Origin of the sequence: Mucilaginibacter glaciei, assembly GCF_014773245.1 — a bacterium.
Taxonomy (GTDB): domain Bacteria; phylum Bacteroidota; class Bacteroidia; order Sphingobacteriales; family Sphingobacteriaceae; genus Mucilaginibacter; species Mucilaginibacter glaciei.
Genome location: NZ_JACWMX010000007.1, coordinates 89,028 through 106,802, shown reverse-complemented (window position 1 = coordinate 106,802; position 17,775 = coordinate 89,028). Strand labels below are relative to the sequence as shown.

14 protein-coding genes are annotated in these 17,775 nt (G+C 43.9%); 9 read left to right on the top strand and 5 right to left on the bottom strand.

Annotation, left to right across the window (positions count from 1 at the left end; genetic code table 11):
• The first annotated feature begins 69 nt into the window (after positions 1-69).
• From ccsA (IDJ76_RS16750) to IDJ76_RS16740, 3 genes are all read left to right on the top strand, one after another.
• Positions 70-735, top strand: coding sequence for a cytochrome c biogenesis protein CcsA (gene ccsA / locus IDJ76_RS16750; protein ID WP_191164873.1), 666 nt, complete (start codon positions 70-72; stop codon positions 733-735).
• Between the two features lies 1 nt (position 736).
• Positions 737-967: a CcmD family protein gene (locus tag IDJ76_RS16745; protein ID WP_191164667.1), complete on the top strand. Its 231-nt coding sequence runs from the start codon at positions 737-739 to the stop codon at positions 965-967.
• A 111-nt stretch (positions 968-1,078) separates the two neighbouring features.
• The gene (locus IDJ76_RS16740) at positions 1,079-2,515 is read left to right on the top strand and encodes a Glu/Leu/Phe/Val family dehydrogenase (protein WP_191164664.1); all 1,437 of its coding nucleotides are present in this window, start codon (positions 1,079-1,081) and stop codon (positions 2,513-2,515) included.
• 157 nt (positions 2,516-2,672) lie between these two features.
• Here IDJ76_RS16740 and IDJ76_RS16735 read toward each other — a convergent pair whose 3' ends face one another.
• A complete protein-coding gene (locus tag IDJ76_RS16735) occupies positions 2,673-3,320 on the bottom strand; it encodes an NAD(P)-dependent oxidoreductase (protein ID WP_191164662.1) in 648 nt (215 codons plus the stop codon).
• A 619-nt stretch (positions 3,321-3,939) separates the two neighbouring features.
• On the opposite strand from IDJ76_RS16735, the gene IDJ76_RS16730 reads away from it, so the two are divergent.
• Together IDJ76_RS16730 and ccsA (IDJ76_RS16725) are read left to right on the top strand one after the other, a co-directional pair.
• Entirely contained in the window at positions 3,940-4,350 is a 411-nt protein-coding gene (locus IDJ76_RS16730) for a cytochrome c maturation protein CcmE domain-containing protein (RefSeq protein WP_191164660.1), read from the top strand.
• Positions 4,351-4,360: 10 nt separating this feature from the next.
• Positions 4,361-6,826, top strand: coding sequence for a cytochrome c biogenesis protein CcsA (ccsA, locus tag IDJ76_RS16725; RefSeq protein ID WP_191164658.1), 2,466 nt, complete (start codon positions 4,361-4,363; stop codon positions 6,824-6,826).
• Between the two features lie 92 nt (positions 6,827-6,918).
• On the opposite strand, the gene IDJ76_RS16720 is transcribed toward ccsA (IDJ76_RS16725), so the two are convergent.
• A complete protein-coding gene (locus tag IDJ76_RS16720) occupies positions 6,919-7,974 on the bottom strand; it encodes a proline iminopeptidase-family hydrolase (RefSeq protein ID WP_191164655.1) in 1,056 nt (351 codons plus the stop codon).
• Positions 7,975-8,133: 159 nt separating this feature from the next.
• Positions 8,134-8,958, bottom strand: a complete 825-nt coding sequence (locus tag IDJ76_RS16715; protein ID WP_191164653.1) for a DUF817 domain-containing protein — start codon at positions 8,956-8,958, stop codon at positions 8,134-8,136.
• 177 nt (positions 8,959-9,135) lie between these two features.
• On the opposite strand from IDJ76_RS16715, the gene mutS reads away from it, so the two are divergent.
• The 3 genes from mutS (at position 9,136) to IDJ76_RS21040 (ending at position 12,719) form a co-directional block, all read left to right on the top strand.
• Positions 9,136-11,745, top strand: a complete 2,610-nt coding sequence (mutS, locus tag IDJ76_RS16710) for a DNA mismatch repair protein MutS (RefSeq protein ID WP_191164651.1) — start codon at positions 9,136-9,138, stop codon at positions 11,743-11,745.
• A 216-nt stretch (positions 11,746-11,961) separates the two neighbouring features.
• Positions 11,962-12,564 (top strand): C40 family peptidase, encoded by a 603-nt coding sequence (locus IDJ76_RS16705; protein WP_191164649.1) that lies wholly within the window; start codon positions 11,962-11,964, stop codon positions 12,562-12,564.
• Positions 12,565-12,596: 32 nt separating this feature from the next.
• The gene (locus IDJ76_RS21040) at positions 12,597-12,719 is read left to right on the top strand and encodes a hypothetical protein (RefSeq protein WP_262892231.1); all 123 of its coding nucleotides are present in this window, start codon (positions 12,597-12,599) and stop codon (positions 12,717-12,719) included.
• Here the strand turns inward: IDJ76_RS21040 and IDJ76_RS16700 are convergent, their stop codons facing one another.
• Both IDJ76_RS16700 and IDJ76_RS16695 read right to left on the bottom strand, forming a co-directional pair.
• Entirely contained in the window at positions 12,720-14,633 is a 1,914-nt protein-coding gene (locus IDJ76_RS16700; protein WP_191164647.1) for a DUF3857 domain-containing protein, read from the bottom strand.
• Positions 14,633-16,612, bottom strand: coding sequence for a DUF3857 domain-containing protein (locus IDJ76_RS16695; protein ID WP_191164645.1), 1,980 nt, complete (start codon positions 16,610-16,612; stop codon positions 14,633-14,635). The genes IDJ76_RS16700 and IDJ76_RS16695 overlap by 1 nt, the downstream gene beginning before the upstream one ends.
• Before the next feature lie 119 nt (positions 16,613-16,731).
• Between IDJ76_RS16695 and IDJ76_RS16690 the strand changes: the two genes are divergently transcribed.
• On the top strand, positions 16,732-17,757 hold the full coding sequence (locus tag IDJ76_RS16690) for a 3'-5' exonuclease (RefSeq protein WP_191164643.1): 1,026 nt from the start codon (positions 16,732-16,734) through the stop codon (positions 17,755-17,757).
• Positions 17,758-17,775 lie beyond the last annotated feature (18 nt).

The window sequence follows — 17,775 nt, the reverse complement described above, 5'->3', positions numbered from 1 at the left end:
ATAGACGCCTGTTAGCGATAATGCTTAAGTAAATTATTACCTTTGCCGCATAATTTATATATGAAATTCATTTATCAAACATGGTGGAAGGTATTAGCCGTTGTAATGATATTTTACACCCTGATTGCCGGTTTACTGCTTGGCGTACCAAGGTTAGAGATATTGCACGAAACTATCCGGAATACCTACTTTCACGTACCCATGTGGATAGCCATGTTCACGGTGTTTACAATCTCTGTTATCTACAGTATCAAATACCTGCAAACAGGTAAGGAGGAGTATGACCTGATATCGGTAGAATGTGTAAACACAGGGATGTTCTTTTTTGTGGTAGGCTTAATAACAGGCATGCTTTGGGCAAAATATACCTGGGGCGAGTATTGGAGTAACGACCCTAAACAAAACAGTGCGGCTATTGCCTTTTTGCTTTACTGTGCTTATGGCGTGCTGCGTAACTCGATAGACGAGGAGCAAAAACGCGGCAAGATCTCGGCCATATATAACATTTTCGCTTTCCCGGTGATGGTAGTACTCATAATGGTTTTACCACGCTTGACCGACTCGCTACACCCTGGTAACGGTGGCAACCCTGCCTTTGGAAAATTAGATATGGATAACCGCATGCGTGTGGTGCTCTATCCGGCATTTATTGCCTGGGCTTTAATGGGTGTTTGGATAGCTACCTTACGCTACCGCATCCGTTTAATTGAATTTAAAAAGAACGCAATAAATTAATATGAAAAAACTGATTCTGTTAGCTGCCATACTATTTTGCTTTTTGGCAGCCAATGCCCAAAACGGGCAGGATGTTACAATGGGTGATGTAATGCGCAGCGAAGGTAAAATTTATGTGGTTGTAGTTACTATGGTGATTGTTTTTGCAGGTTTAGCCATTTATCTTTTTAGTATGGACAGGCGTTTGAAAAAGATCGAGAAAGAAAATAATGAAACCAAGCACCTGCTTTAAGCCTATTCAAAAGTAATTTAAGTTCTATAATTTTAAATTTGCATTATTGATAAAAAATATACCAAATTTGTGCACTTTTTTAAGAGATTAATTTTTTATCCAATTTAAATTATGAATATCAATAATCCGACTGCAAATCAAGATACTCACTTTTTTGGTGATGTATGTAAAAACTTTGATCATGCAGCGCAATTCACCCAACATGATGCCGGTTTGTTAGATCAGATCAAATCATGTAATAGCGTTTACCGTTTCCGTTTCCCAATACGCAAAGGCAATGGTTTTGAAGTCATAGATGCATGGCGCGTAGAGCATTCACATCACCAGTCGCCAACCAAAGGCGGTATCCGTTATAGCGAAATGGTTAACGAGGATGAGGTGATGGCTTTGGCCGCCCTGATGACTTACAAATGTGCCATCGTAAACGTACCATTTGGTGGTGCAAAAGGCGGTATCAAAATCAACCCAAAAAATTATACTGTTGGCGAACTGGAAAATATCACCCGCCGCTACACGGTTGAGTTAATAAAGAAAAACTTCATTGGCCCCAGCATTGACGTACCCGCGCCGGATTATGGATCGGGCGAGCGCGAAATGAGCTGGATCGCTGATACCTATGCTACCATGAACCCTGGCCAGCTGGATGCTTTAGGTGCTGTTACAGGCAAGCCTATTGCATTACACGGCATTGCAGGCCGCCGCGAGGCTACCGGCCGTGGTGTGGCAATTGCCATCCGCGAGTGTGTAGGCGTTGGCGAGGATATGCAGAAGATAGGCTTAACAACAGGTTTATCTGGCAAGAAGGTAATTGTACAGGGCTTAGGTAACGTGGGTTACTACTCGGCTAAGTTTTTATCAGAATTTGGCGCGTTAATAGTTGGTCTTTGCGAGTTTGAGGGCGCAATTTACAATGAAGACGGTTTAGATGTCGAAGCAGTGTTTCAACACCGCAAGGCAACCGGATCTATCTTGGGTTATGCCGGTGCTAAAACTGAATTCAAAAATACGATGGACGGTCTGGAGCAGCCATGTGATATTTTGGTGCCCGCAGCATTAGAGAACCAGATCACTATCCAGAATATTGGTAGTATAAAAGCAAAAATTATTGCCGAAGGTGCTAACGGCCCGACTTCGCCGGAAGCAGAAGCGGCTTTTTACAAAGCAGGTGGTATGATCATCCCGGATATGTATGCTAACGCCGGTGGTGTTACGGTATCGTACTTCGAGTGGTTGAAAAATCTGAGCCACGTAGCATTCGGCCGTATTAACCGCAGATTTGAAGAAAACTCAAACCTAAATTTGGTTAACATGGTAGAAGGTATTACCGGCACGGCCTTAACGCCGCTGCAACGCTCAACCATCATTAAAGGCGCATCGGAGTTAGAGTTAGTAAATTCAGGTTTGGAAGATACTATGATCCGCTCTTATCATGAGATTCGCGAGATCTACAAGAACAATCCAAAGGTAGAGACCCTGCGTAACGCAGCTATGGTGGGCGCTATCAACAAAATAGCCGTATCGTACATGAACCTTGGTGTTTGGCCGTGATCAATTGGTTTCAAAATTTATAAAAAAAGGTTGGAACGTTATGTTCCAACCTTTTTTATTTAATAACCAAATGTGTTAAAATGTTCATGCTCGTGTTCATGAAAACTATGAACGCCGTGAACAAACGTGAACGCTTTATTATCAGATAATTGACTTTTTATGGATTTTGTTTATTGGCGATAAATGGTGACTGTTTCACAAATTCCGCGCTTTTTATCTGCGCTATCATAAACAGCGCCAGGCTGGTAGCACTGATGTTACTGCCGGGGCAATCCTGTAGGCTTGTGGTTATTTCAACAACCTCATCTGTTTGGTCTATCAGCGGTAGCCGCACCATCGTCCAGTTAATATCCCCGTCTGCCAATAACTGATATTCTACCTGCCGGTCGGCGGTGGTCTGCGGGAAATTTTCATACATCCATTTGGTGCCGAATTGCGCCTGCGGGCCTTTGTTATCAGTAGGGGTGTCTACATTCAGGCCGGCTGTTGTAATGTAGCGGGGGATGCGGTGCGATTGCATGGCCGTAAGAATATTGCGCGTAGCGTCGCTAAAAATGGTAGGCTCGCCTATGGGCTGACTTAAACAGCTTAATACTACATCGCAACCTGTTATAAGAGAAAGGATGGCTTTTAAATCGCGCGCATCACCTTTAGTAATTTCTATGAGTGGGTTGTATAATTGCAATAATTCCGGTTTACGGTGCAGGAGTTTGACCGGGAAGTTTTGAAGGAGTAGTTGTTTAACCAGGTATTTACCGGCTTTGCCGGTGCCGCCAATAACGGCAACCTTAATTTGTGGGTTCATTGAATCTCTTGATTGATAAATTATAAAAACGTTGATTTAAGCCTCATGCAACCTGGGTTAAGTGCATAAGCGATACATTGGCCCTGTGGAGGGCTTTTGTAGATTTTTTAATATTTATAGAGAGATTTTAATAGCACTAAGATAGGAGAATTATTTTCTAAGCCGCAAAGCGATGTGTTATGGTAGTTTTTTTTCACGCAAACGCGCTAAGTCGCAAAGGTGTGTTTTATGTTATAGGATTTTTTTAACGCAACGGCGCTAAGTCGCAAAGTGGAGTTTTGCGTTAGGGATAGGAGTGGATACCGGCCCTGTGCGTAAGGCCTGCAGGCGTATGAACGGATAGCCCGGGCCGCAGGCAACGCCCGCATCGTGATTAGAGAATTGTGATTAGTTAAATATAGGATAGTAATTAGTTTAAAAGCCAAAACAATCCAGTCTTAGTAGCATTCTACTCACTACTCACTACTCACTACTCACTACTCACTACTCACTACTCACTACTCACTACTCACCAATCTAATCAATAATAATTCTAAATAACATATATCCCTTGTAATAAAGTTATTTAGCTGTGCGTTTTGTATTTTTGTAATCTGATATAACAGGATTAAACCAATTAATGAAAAAAAGCTCAATATTAGGGATTGTCGTTATAGCTATTGCCATAGCGGTTATCATCAGCACTTATTCAAGCACAAGCACTTACGGATCTTTTAACGAAGCAAAAGAAACCAGGAGCGAACTGCACGTTGTAGGTAAGCTTAACAAACAGAAAGAACTGTTTTACGAGCCTACCAAAGATGCCAACTACTTTTCTTTTTACATGAAGGATAATAAGGGTTCGGACTGCAAGGTGGTTTACACCGGCACCAAACCCGAAGACTTTGAACGGTCGGAGCAAATTGTACTTACCGGCAAAATGGTAGGGAATGAGTTTCACGCATCAAGCATCCTGATGAAATGCCCCTCTAAATACACTCAGGATAAGTTAGAAACCAAAGAATACAAAGCCACACAGGCCAGTATATAACAATTTTTTAATGGATATAGATTTTAAAGGGGAGCACCTTTTACCCGGGCAAATTGGCCAGTTTTTTCTCGTACTTTCTTTCGGCGCATCATTAATATCTTTTTTAAGTTACTATTTCGCTACAACAGATAAAGTGAGCACAACCGCAGCCAGCTGGCAAAAGATCGGTCGCGTTGGCTACTACCTAAACTTTGTTGCCCTGTTAGGTATCGGGGTTTGTTTGTTTTACATTATCCGCAATCATTATTTCGAGTATCACTACGTTTGGGCGTACACATCACGCTCGTTGCCTGCGCGTTATATTATTTCAGCATTTTGGAACGGCCAGGAGGGTGGCTTTATTTTATGGCTGTTTTGGCAGGGTGTTTTAGGTATTTTTCTGATCAACAAAGCTGGTAGCTGGGAGCGCCCGGTGATGACGGTTGTCGCCCTGTCGCAGGTGGTATTGGCTACCATGGTTTTAGGTGTCGAGATATTCCATGTCCGTTTGGGCAGTTCGCCTTTCTTATTATTAAGAAACGATATGGAGGGGCCTATTTTTTCTAACCCTAACTACTTGTCGTTTATAAAAGACGGGCAGGGTATGGTGCCTTCGTTACAAAATTATTGGATGATCATCCATCCGCCAACCCTATTTTTAGGCTTTGCTGCAATGGTGGTGCCTTTTGCCTATGCAACTGCCGGCCTTTGGCAAAAGCGTTTAACAGAATGGGTACAACCTGCTATTTCTTACGCACTGTTTGCCTGTATGATATTGGGCACCGGTGTGGTAATGGGTTCCTTTTGGGCGTATGAGTCGTTAAACTTTGGCGGCTTTTGGGCCTGGGACCCGGTAGAGAATGCCTCAATCTTTGCCTGGATCACCATGGTTGCGGCGTTGCACGTGCTTATCGTATTTAAAAATACAGGACACTCATATTTTACTGCCACGTTTTTAGTCATGATCAGCTTTGTATTGACCTGGTATTCGTCGTTCCTGAACAGGAGCGGTATTTTGGGCGATACTTCGGTACACTCGTTTACCGATCTGGGGATGTTTTGGCAGCTGGTTATCGGCATCCTGATATTTTTGGCTATAACGGTTTGGTTGCTGGTAAGCCGCTGGAAACAAATGCCGATCACCAAAAAGGACGAAGAGACCTACTCACGTGAGTTTTGGATGTTTGTTGGTGCAATCTTTTTAGGTTTATCTTGTTTCCACCTGATCGTGGTAACTTCTATCCCGGTATGGAACGCTATTTTCCATACCAATATAGCGCCGCCCGCAGACGCTGCCCGGATGCGGCATTATAATGTGATCCAGTCGTCATTTGTGTTTGTGATAACCATTCTTACCGCGTTTACCCAGTTCTTAAAATATAAAAAGACCGATGTAACCCGCTTTTTTATCACCACTGCGGCTTACCTTGTTTTTGCGGCCTTTATTACCGCCTTAATTGTTTACGCTACGGGCCTCTACAAATTGAATTTTGTGTTTGTACTGGTAATGTGGGGTTCGGTTTACTCGGTAATTGCCAATGGCAAAATACTGGCTGATGCACTTAAAGGTCAGTTTAAATTGGCTGGTTCGGCAGTAGGGCATATCGGTTTTGGTTTGTTGATGGTTGGAGCGCTGATATCTGCCGGCACCAGCAGTGTGATCTCTGTCAATAACACAGGCGAGGCTTTTTCGGCAGAGTTTGCGAAAGAACAAAACCCGCGCGAAAATATTTTGGTTTACCGTAACCAGCCCCTGAAAATGGGCGATTATATGGTAACGTATTTGGGCGATTCTCTTTCCGCGCCCGATCATTTTTATAAAGTGAATTACAAGGAAATGGATGCTGCCGGTAAGGTAAAGGACGATTTTACCTTATACCCCAAGGCGCAGGTAAATAAAGGTGCCTTAGCGGCATCGCCGGATACAAAGCATTACCTGTTTCATGACCTTTATACACACATCACCATGACTAACTCTATCAGTATGACCGAAGATGCAGGTACCGAAGCTGATGAGCATAAAACGGAGGATGATTCCAAAGCTTATGACGCACCTATAGCGCACGAAGTGGCCGTAGGCGATACGATACCTTACCGTGAAGGTTACATCGTTGTAAAGAAGCTTAACAAAGGCGTGAAGGTTAAAAATATTCCGCTAAACCCGACTGATATTTCTGTTGGCGCCGAATTGGAGATAGTGGCGCACGGCAAAACCTATACTGCAGAGCCTGTTTATATGATCAAAGGTAAAGGCGTTTTTGATTTTGCTAAAAAAGTTGAGGATGCAGGTTTAAAACTACGTTTCTCTAAAATATTACCGGATAAGAATAAGGTAGAGATCACCGTTTATCAGCAACCGGAAAGCCAGAAAAAATACATCGTGATGAAGGCGATCAAATTCCCTTACATCAACTTCTTTTGGGCAGGTACCATCATTATGGTAGTAGGTTTTCTACTGTCTATCTTCCGGAGAAACAAAGAGTTAAAGACAGTATAAGTCAAAATTAAAAAGTAAAAATTAAGAAAGCGACAGGCGGTAACCTGTCGCTTTTTGGTTTTATAAAGGTTTGAGGGGATAAGTTCAATGCGCTACAAAGCGACTTTCTTTTCCCCGACGTTTACACCTTTTATAAATTTGATAAGCCCTGTCATGTAAGTTTCCTGGTCGTCGTACATGCTCATATGGCTCCCTTTGGGGCAGTAAAGGTAACTTCCGTTTTGTACCTTGCCTGCAACCATTTGCATATGTTTAGGATCCATGGTGTCAAATTCGCCGCCTATACTTAAGGTCGGGACGGATAGTTTAGGCAGATCGGCGACCCTGTCCCACTTTAATAATTTACCTGCAATACCAAATTCACTTGGCCCCTGCATAGTTACGTACAACGACTGATTGATCTTGCCGAAAGAGCGGTTCAACGGCTCCGGCCATTTATCCAGCGGGATCCTGCAAATGTGCTTGCCATAAAAGTTAGGCATTAATAAGCCCATGTATTCGGGATTCGTAAAGTCGCCTTTGGCTTCAATAGCCCTGATACGTGCCAATACCTTTGGGTCGAATTGTTTGGCCAGTACTTCATTTGCATATTTGCCGTAATCCGGGCAGCTCATCATCATGTTAGATATTACCAAGCCCTTTAAGTTTTTTTGATATTTAAAGGCATATTCTGCAGCCAGTATCCCGCCCCATGAATGGCCTAACAGGTAAAAGTTGCTGCTGTCTAACTTTAAGGCCTGGCGTACCTGTTCAACTTCCTCCACATAGCGTGGCAAGCTCCACATAGCGGTATCTTTTGGGTTGTCAGAATTGCCGCATCCTAACTGATCGTAGTAGATAAGTTCGATACCTTCGGCCGGTAAAAAGCTTTCCATACATTCAAAATATTCATGGGTGGCACCCGGGCCTCCATTAAGCAATAACAATTTTATTTTCGGGTTATTGCCTATCTTTTTTGTCCACACGTTAAATTTACCTTTTGGGGTGCTGATCTGTACCATTTGGATGCCCCCTGTTTTTACTCCGGCAACGGAGTCCTTAAAAAAAGTACTTAAAGCAATTTCGGGCGATGCAGATGTTTTATCGGCCTGTTTGCACGCGAAAAGGCAGGTTGATAGAGCGATAATGATTAAGGCTATCTTTTTCATGGACAGTGGATTGGTTACGGAAAGATAAAGATTAAAATGCATGTGTTACCGCTACATCAAAATTTATATTTGCAAATATGGGTAATACCCCCAAATGGTTTGCTTGCTGCCAGGTTAACTAAATTTAAATGTATACCGGCAAATGGACGGTAGTGTAGATCACTCCGTTATTTGTCCTTCAGTGTTTTTCTTCAGCATCTTTAATTCTGCAATGATGATAAAGCTCACGATCACCAGAAAGCCCCACGAACTGATCTTTTGGTAATTGACCATTGCCCAGGTTTTATGCTGATAGGCATATTTCCAGGCCCCTAATTTTGTGGCAACATTTTCTGCCAGCCAAATGAAAAAGCCAATCAGGACAAATGATAAGATGACCGGCATTTTGTATATGCTGCCCTGAATATTGAATTTGACCACCGACCGCCGAAAAAAGTAAAGAATAAGTAACCCGATGTAGTAACGCACATCAATTATAAAATGATTGGTAAAGAAGTTAAGGTAGATTAAGGCACCGCAGACGCGTGCAGGCCAATGGCCGGGCCAGTCTATTATCTCAAGGTCAAACCGTCGCCATGCCTGGCACATATAACTGGCAACGCTGGCGTACATAAACCCGCTATATAAGGGTACACCGGCAAATTTACTATATGCCGCTTCAGGATACGACCACGAACCGATATGCACTTTGAACAATTCCATCATTAATCCCAACAGATGAAAAACACATATTACCACAACTTCATCTTTTGTCTCTAAACCGCCAAAAAACATTGCAGCTTGGATTGCAATACAGGCAATAAGCATAAAGTCGTACCGCGGAATAAACCCCGAAAATAGGTGGGAAAGTGCCAGCATGCTAAATACCAGTACAGGGAAAATGCAGGATAATGCCTGTTGGGTGGTGAAAATTGCGAGATGGCGGATAAATGTTTTCAGAAGGTTAGGATTTAGATCACCAAAATAGCAATCTAATTTCTTCATTTTTTATAATTTAAATTTTCGCTGAAATATAGCTTAAGGGTTATGCTTTATCTTGTCGCCCGATGACCGGTTAGTTACTTCCGGTTTGCACAACAATCCACATTTTTTAACTTTTCAACAAATCCCGTAAACTATTGCCAATAGGTTAACTTTACCTGATTAATAACATCCTTAAAATTGGCTAAAAGCGAGACGAAAGAAACCCCTTTAATGCAGCAGTATAATGCTATAAAAGCCAAGTACCCCGGTGCTTTGCTGCTGTTTCGCGTTGGTGATTTTTACGAAACCTTCGGCTCTGACGCTATCAAGGCAGCAGGTATTTTGGGGATCACCCTTACCCGCCGGGCCAATGGCGCCGCCACGCATATCGAGCTGGCGGGTTTCCCGCATCATTCGCTGGATACTTACTTGTCTAAATTGGTGCGTGCCGGCCAGCGTGTGGCCATCTGCGATCAGCTCGAAGACCCCAAAACCACCAAAACCATTGTTAAGCGCGGCGTTACCGAATTGGTTACACCAGGCGTTGCTACCAGCGACAACATCCTTCAGCAAAAGAGCAATAACTACCTGGCATCACTCTATTTTGAAAAAAACAGTGTAGGGATAGCCCTGCTTGATATTTCGACCGGTGAGTTTTTGACTGCACAGGGAAATACGGGTTACATAGATAAACTTTTGCAAAGCTACGGGCCAAGCGAGGTAATCTTCCCCAAGAGCCGTCAGCACGACTTTAAAGATACCTACGGCGACCGCTTTTATACCTATACGCTTGACGAGTGGCCTTACAGCGGCGATTACGCGCAGGAAACGCTGCTGAAGCATTTCGGTGTAAAATCGTTAAAGGGCTTCGGTATTGATAAATTGAATTTAGGCATTATTGCTGCCGGTGTTGCGCTGCATTATCTGAATGAGACGGAGCATCGCAACCTGCAACATATCTCGGCTATTGGCCGGATAGAAGAGGACAGATACCTGTGGCTCGACAGGTTCAGCATCCGTAACCTGGAGCTGGTAGGCTCGGCTAACGAGAACGCCCTTACCCTGGTTGATGTGCTTGACCATACCTGCTCTCCCATGGGTGCGCGTATGTTGCGCCGATGGATAGTAATGCCATTGAAAGAAATCAAACCGATACAAGACAGGCTGGGCGTTGTAGAATACCTGATAGCCCAGGAAGAACTGCGCGAAGATTTTCAGCACCATATTCGCCAGATAGGCGACCTGGAGCGTCTGATCTCGAAGATCGGTTTGCAAAAAGCAAACCCGCGCGAAGTTTGCCAGCTTAAAAAGGCGCTGGTTGCTATCGAAACGATCAAGAAACTCGCGTTAGAATCGGCCAGTGAACCTTTAAAGGCCATTGGCGAGCAGCTTAACCCGCTCGTATCGGTAAGCGAAAAAATAGGACGCGAACTGCACCCAGAGCCGCCCGTAATGATGGTAAAGGGTTCGGTAATGCATGAGGGGATCAACGAGGAACTTGACCGCTTGCGCAAGATCGCTTTCGGTGGGAAAGGGTATCTGTTAGAGATCCAGAAACGCGAGGCAGAGATTACCGGCATCCCATCGCTCAAGGTATCGTTCAATAATGTATTTGGGTACTACCTGGAGGTTACGCACAGCCACCGGGATAAGGTGCCTACCGAATGGATCCGTAAGCAAACGCTTGTGAATGCCGAAAGATATATCACACCCGAACTGAAGGAGTATGAGGAGCAGATATTAGGTGCCGAAGAAAAGATCCTGGCGTTAGAAACCAAGCTGTATAACGATCTGCTTTACGCCCTGGCCGAATATATTAAACCTATTCAGCTTAACGCCAGCCTGATAGCAAGATTGGATGTGCTGCTCAACTTCGCGCACATCTCCATCAAAAACTATTATGTTAAACCCGAGATAAACGATAGCCGCGTATTAGATATTAAAGGCGGCCGCCACCCCGTGATAGAAAAGAACCTGCCGCTGGGCGAGGAGTATATCACCAATGATGTTTTCCTGGATTCGGAGTCGCAACAGATCATCATTATTACCGGGCCTAACATGGCGGGTAAGTCGGCATTGTTAAGGCAAACAGGCTTAATCGTACTAATGGGGCAAATGGGTTGCTTTGTGCCTGCAAAAGCAGCATCGATAGGGGTGATAGATAAGATCTTTACCCGGGTTGGCGCGTCAGATAACTTATCATCAGGCGAATCAACCTTTATGGTAGAGATGAACGAGACGGCCAGCATCCTGAACAATATATCCGACAGGAGTTTGATCCTGCTGGATGAGATTGGCCGGGGTACCTCAACCTACGACGGAATTTCCATCGCCTGGTCGATAGCCGAGTACCTCCACAATCACCCCATCGCTAAAGCCAAAACACTTTTCGCCACGCACTATCATGAACTGAACGAGTTAAGTAACAGCTTTAACCGTATCAAAAACTTCAATGTATCGGTAAAGGAAGTTGGCCAGCAGATCATCTTTTTACGCAAACTGGTCCCCGGCGGCAGCGAGCATAGCTTCGGGATCCACGTGGCTAAATTGGCGGGCATGCCAGCCAAGGTGTTAAGCCGCGCTAATGAAATACTGAAAAAACTGGAGCATGAGCGCACAGGGGGGGAGCATATTAAAGAGAGCATCCGCAAGGTGCAGAAACAGGCCGTGCAGATGCAGATGTTCTCGATAGATGACCCGGTGCTGGTGAAGATTCGCGATACTCTCAATAACCTCGATGTCAATACCTTAACTCCTGTTGAAGCCCTCATGAAATTGGACGAGATCCAAAGGGTGATAAAGGGGTAGCATTTTCAGATGTGCTGATATGCAAATGTGCGGATGTGCAAATGAGAAAACGAGAAAACGATTTCAATTGCGTAAAGTAGGAGTGACGTGGCAATCTTAGCATATTCGCTCTTCTTCTGAGATTGCCGCGCTATCGCTCGCAATGACATTTCGGGTTTGTTAATATGTTTAAAACATTTGTGGTAAATTTTCATCGTCAACATATAACTTTAACTTATGCCGATATCCCGCCGTATTCAGGCCCTTTTTATAATCACTTCTATCATCCTGTCCTCCTGCCATTCCCGTAAGGTTGCTATGCGAAATGATGCCAACGGTAATACCGAAGTAACAGTGATTAAACGCGGGCCTTATGTAATGGTGAAGCCGGATAAAGAAACCGCTGAAAAGTATGCCACCTTGATGGGCATTAAACGCGGCGACATTCAAAACGGGCGTTTATACAGTTTTATTGATGAATGGTATGGCGCGCCGTATCGTTTTGGCGGCATGGGTAAAGATGGTGTGGATTGCTCTGGCTTTGTTTTTCTGTTACAGCTACAGGTGTATGATCAGCCTGTACCGCGTACCTGCGCCACGCAGGTTAATGTGGTTAAGCGCAAATATGAAGAGGATTTGCAGGAAGGCGATCTGGTGTTTTTTGATTTTGACGGTAAGCAATACAGCCACGTAGGGGTTTACCTGCAAAACGGTTATTTTGTACATGCAAGTACCCGCAAAGGTGTGATGATTGCCCGCTTGCATGATAACGGTATTTATAAATTCTTCTCGCGGGGCGGCTCTGTTACCGACCCTGCTACCTCTGCGCAGAACGATTAGGCTTTGGCTGATAAAATCGCTAATTTCGTGTTATGTCAAAACCAAAGGAAGACTATTCTTTTTGGACCAAATACAAGCGTTACGCAGGTACAGAAATTATGCTTTATGCCATCATGATCATCGGTATTATATTAGGCATCATCATATTTAGCTGATCAATTCTTCACCAGTGCAACGTTGTAATTATCGGCCTCTACTATGGCCTGGTAAAAATCAACCAATTCATGGTAGGCCTCTTTGCTGTAATTACCCTCAATTATTTGCAATGTGCGTTTAAAAACAAGTTGATCGCCATTTAACACCATACTGGCTTTAAAAGTACCAAACGGTTTTTCAATAGCTACATCCAACGGTGTACGATCGCTTTTATAACCCGGCGGGATGGTAAAGGTTATCTCATCCTCGTCGGTGTATCCGCTATTAATATATAACGGGGTGGTTCGGCTGCGTACGTCGCGCAGAGGGCGGATGCTACGGTTAAGCGGGTTGATGGAGAAGTATAATTTGCCATTCTCTGTAGTCGCAAAATCGCGTGCATTTAATTTAATATTCTCGGTCGCTACAGGTAGTTGCTGTTTATCTTGTACATAGCTGCATTTCTCTATGTCCAGATTGCTGATGGCGTTGTAGCGTTTTTGTAAAATCTTTACCTGCTCCTTAAGTGGCTCGTCTACAAGGGCTTCATGGTTATCAAACTGGGTGCCTTTAAAAACTGTAGTTACATTGCCGGTAAGTTCGCCTTTGTTATCGATAGTAAAGCCGGCCTTGCGTGCCTGTGTGTTCACTTTGGCCGTATACTTTGGGGTGCGCATTAGTTTGCCGCCGGTAGGGGTGCAGGCCAATACGGTGCGGTCGTCTGTAAAATCGCTCAAAAAGCCAAACGGCATTTTTTGGCTGGTGCATTCCAGAAATGTGGTGTCGTTTTTTAGCGGCAGGCAAAGTATGACATGGTCGCCCTGGTTCATGCTGGCAAAATCGGCCATCATACTCACTTTACGGCTGCCCGATTTTACCACGCAATACCACGAATCTATATCTGCCGCTTTCAATAAAGCCTGAGTGTAGTTAACCAACCCTTTACAGTCGCCGTAGTTTAGGTTGTCAACATCTGCTGCTAAAAAAGGTTGGTAGCCGCCAATCCCTACCTGCACGCTTATGTAGCGTGTTTTATTTTGCATGTATTCATATATCTTTTTGGCTTTCAACTTGTTATCGGTGATACCAGCGATAAGCTTATTTACTTGTTGTATAGTCGTGGTGGGCAGGGCCTGGCGGTTAGCCAGTAGCTTATCATAGTTCCACTTACCCAATTCTTGCCAGTTAGTGAACGATCCGGAAATACCTTCGTATTTAAAATTCTCCGGTGCTATTTTAACGATACTTAGATATTTGTCAGCATTGGGGCTGTAAGGCTCATCTTTTATAGCTTTTAAATTAGCCACCTGCCAGTAATAAGTTTTAAAGCCATCTTTATTAGTACCCATGCTTACGCTTGTTGGCATGTTGATCTCTTTGTGGCGGATCTTAAAATCGGGTTTGCATATAAACGTAAAAGAGCTTTTCTCTACCGCCAGGCCTACAGTTTCGTTAGGTTCCCAATCATTAAAATTGAGCGATTGTTTTGACCTCATCTCGTATTCGTACTCTATAGTATAAGGGTAGGAGCCTGTAGATGGGCTGTAATGCTTCACGCGTGAATCCTGAAAAAGCGTTAAGTTGTCATTCGCTGCATTTACGTCAGCAAAATCCCGCTCGGTAAACTTTCCGATAGGTTGGCCAAATTCGTTATAAATGCTTCCCTTTATGGACCGGATGGTGTTGCTTTTATTGTGCCACACCACTATATGTGCTATATCATCGCCATTTTTATTCAATACGGTGATGGCCGTTTTTATGTGGTAAATGGTATTGTCAAGATCTTTAACCTCGATGGTCACGTCTTTATTGCGGATAACCGCACTGGCATACGGCAGCAAATCTTTTGAGATGCGGTCTGCCTTATAATCTGCCTGCGCCAGCACAATGGTATTCAGCAACAGTAAAAAAAACAGTGTATAAATTATTCTCATTATTTTTTTCTGAATACAATCTCGGTTTTGCCTGCCGCTATCATTTTGTTATAGAATTCTTTCAGGTAGGGGTATTCCTCGGGCTGATACACCGATTTTGTGAACTGGGTAAGGTTAGAAAATTTAAACTCATTGCCCTCACCCTGGAAATCGGTGACAAAACTACCACCTTTGTTGGGTAAGCCTATCGCTATAGGTTGCAACGAATTTTCTATGACATAATCGGCCGGCAAGTGCACCATCAATGTAAAGCGGCTATCGGCAGGCATACCCCAGTCTACCGGGTAATTACGATCGGTCAGTTTAAACGGGTTAACGGTTAGCCTTTCAAATATGAAGGGGTTAAATGATAAGCGGTTGTGGTTAAGGTTGTCAAACGCGTTTATTTCTACCTCGTAAACCTCTCTCAGCGGCATATCCAGGCTGTCGAGGTTATTGATAGAAGAAGTAAGGATTCTGATCTTAGTTAAGCGTTCGTCAAGATTTTCTACGTACTCGTCAATAGTATTGAATTTTTTAATGGCTTTGCGTTTTTCATAAGCCTGATATCCGCTGGAGTAGGTGATAATAGTTCCCTTTAGTTTGCCGTCGCTTTGCAGCGTAAGGTTTAAAGTGCTGCTGCTTTTCTTTTTTTGATCAACAACCAAGTCTATCCAGTATGACGGCTTATCCAGGCTCATTACACGGCCCTGGTCGTTAATACATTTTAAGGGGAGCATACCAAATGACAGTTCCGGGTCCGTAGCATCTAAAAAATAAGCTTTGCCGCCTATGGTGGCACGTGCAATTACATAATTAAACTCATTTTCTACCGGGTAAAGTTTGTTGATCAGTCCGTTTGACCGTGTAGACAACAGTACCGCTTCGGTAGCTATATTGGCCGAATTTAAGGCGGTTACCAAAGTCAGGTTTACATCGGCAGCATTACCTGTATGGTTATCGAGCGCTTTACGGATGCCATCGTCGCTTCCGCGCGAATTAATGCCATTCCATTTAATATTTTTTTGGATGTAGGTATAAACGGCCTTCGCCTTGTCCAAATCTTCCGTTATGCCCGCTATCGCCACGGCGATATAAGGTTTGACCGCATCCTTTTTGCGTAATTGCGAGCCAAAGTAATCTGCATGTTTAAGGTTGTAATCAATATCCTTCCAATCTTTGGTTACCATAATTTTAGCACCGCTGGTCAGGTTAGTGTACTCAGAAAGGTTAAAATAAATAGCCGATAGAAAGTTTTTTGGCGATGTCATGTAATCCTCTTCCACAAAAGCGGGGATATCATCCATTGCGTAGGTGATGTGCGAGCAGTCGCATGTGGCGCCGTGCCGGGTAAAGCAAGCTCTCTCCACTTCCGAGGTATTTCTGGTAAGCCTTAACTGGCCCCTTAATAAAACATTATAGCTCCAAAAAGCGGGGATATGCACCTCATAAGTCGATTTTATCTTCGGTATATCATCCTGAAAATGCCAGGGTTGGAATTTGTCCCAAAATGGAGTAGCCAGCCTGTATTTATACTCGATGATTGCGCCAGCCCGCAGGTTAGGCAGGGCGAATTTTTTATAGCTCCAGTACTTGTTTTCGCGCACGGTAGCAATTTTGGTCACATCCAGATCTGCAGATTTTGGGTTGCCATAGTCGTCTATATAGGTAGTAACGCCCTTAATTTCATCAAGATCCTCCCAGTTTTCGTTACCGGCAGTATAAAAGGGGATCACCACATTGCCTTTATCAAAGCCTTTGCTATCTAAAATTTTGATTTTAACATGGTACTCATATACAATTTTAATTTGGTCATCGGTTACCACATTCATGCTTGACGTTCCGTATTCATTCAACACCACTGCGTGTGCGCTCGTGTCTGCATCGTAGCGTTTCATATCTATTTCTTTCGGGCTGTATTCACCATACGGAAAGTTTTGCGCGGATGCTGCCGTCGTGATCAGGGAGATGAATAATGCGGCAAGTAAAGGTTTTATCATAGATTTTATCGTGTTATCAGGCGGGTATGAATTTAATAATTTTACCAATACTTTGGATGAGAAAATATACTTCCGATTATTTTTTAGACCTTTGCCAACTGCATCCCTGATCTGTAACCATGAAACTTATATTAAAACGCCCTCTTGCATTTTTTGACCTTGAAACAACAGGTACAAATATCGGTACCGACCGTATTGTAGAAATATCTGTGATAAAACTACATCCTGACGGTACCGACGAGGTTGGCACCTGGCGGGTACATCCCGGCATCCCTATCCCGCTGGAATCATCATTAGTGCACGGAATTTACGAGGAGGATATTAAAGATGAGAAACGATTTAAAGAGTTAGGTGATCATATTGCAGAATTTATTGGCGATAGCGACTTGGCCGGCTATAACTCTAATAAGTTTGATATCCCGATGCTGATGGAGGAATTTTTGCGTGCAGGCGTTCAGTTTGATCTGGAGAACCGCCACTTTGTGGATGTGCAAAACATTTTCCACCAGATGGAGCAACGTACCCTGAAAGCTGCCTACCAGTTTTATTGCGATAAGCAGATCGTAAATGCACACTCGGCCGAGGCAGACACCCGTGCTACGATGGAAGTACTGCTGGCACAGATTGAAAAGTACGAAGGCCATGAGTGGGAAGACAAAAAAGGTAATAAAAGCATCCCTGTGGTAGGTGACGTGGAAGCCCTGCATAAATTTACCAACCTGAGCCGCCCGGTTGATTTTGCCGGCCGTATGGTTTATAACGAAGAAGGTGAAGAGCTGATAAACTTTGGTAAGCACAAAGGTAAAAGGGTAGAGGACGTGCTGAATGCCGAACCAAGTTATTACTCCTGGATGATGCAGGGCGATTTCCCGCTTTATACCAAACGTAAACTGGAAGAGATATACAAGCGTTGGAATGGTAAACGGGTAGCCGAGCGGCAGCAGGCAAGGCCTGCACAGCAACCTCCAGTAGCTGCAAGCCCGGCAAATGAAGCACAGCCTGCAGAACCAGCTTTTCAAAATAATAGCCCAAAGAGCAGCCCGCAGATAAGCGGTAACCAACCTTATAAGAAGAAGGAAGAGCCCGCAAAACCGGTTGATGACGATATGCTGAAACAACTTGCCATGAAGTTTGGTAAATCATAGAGTTAAGATTCAATAACC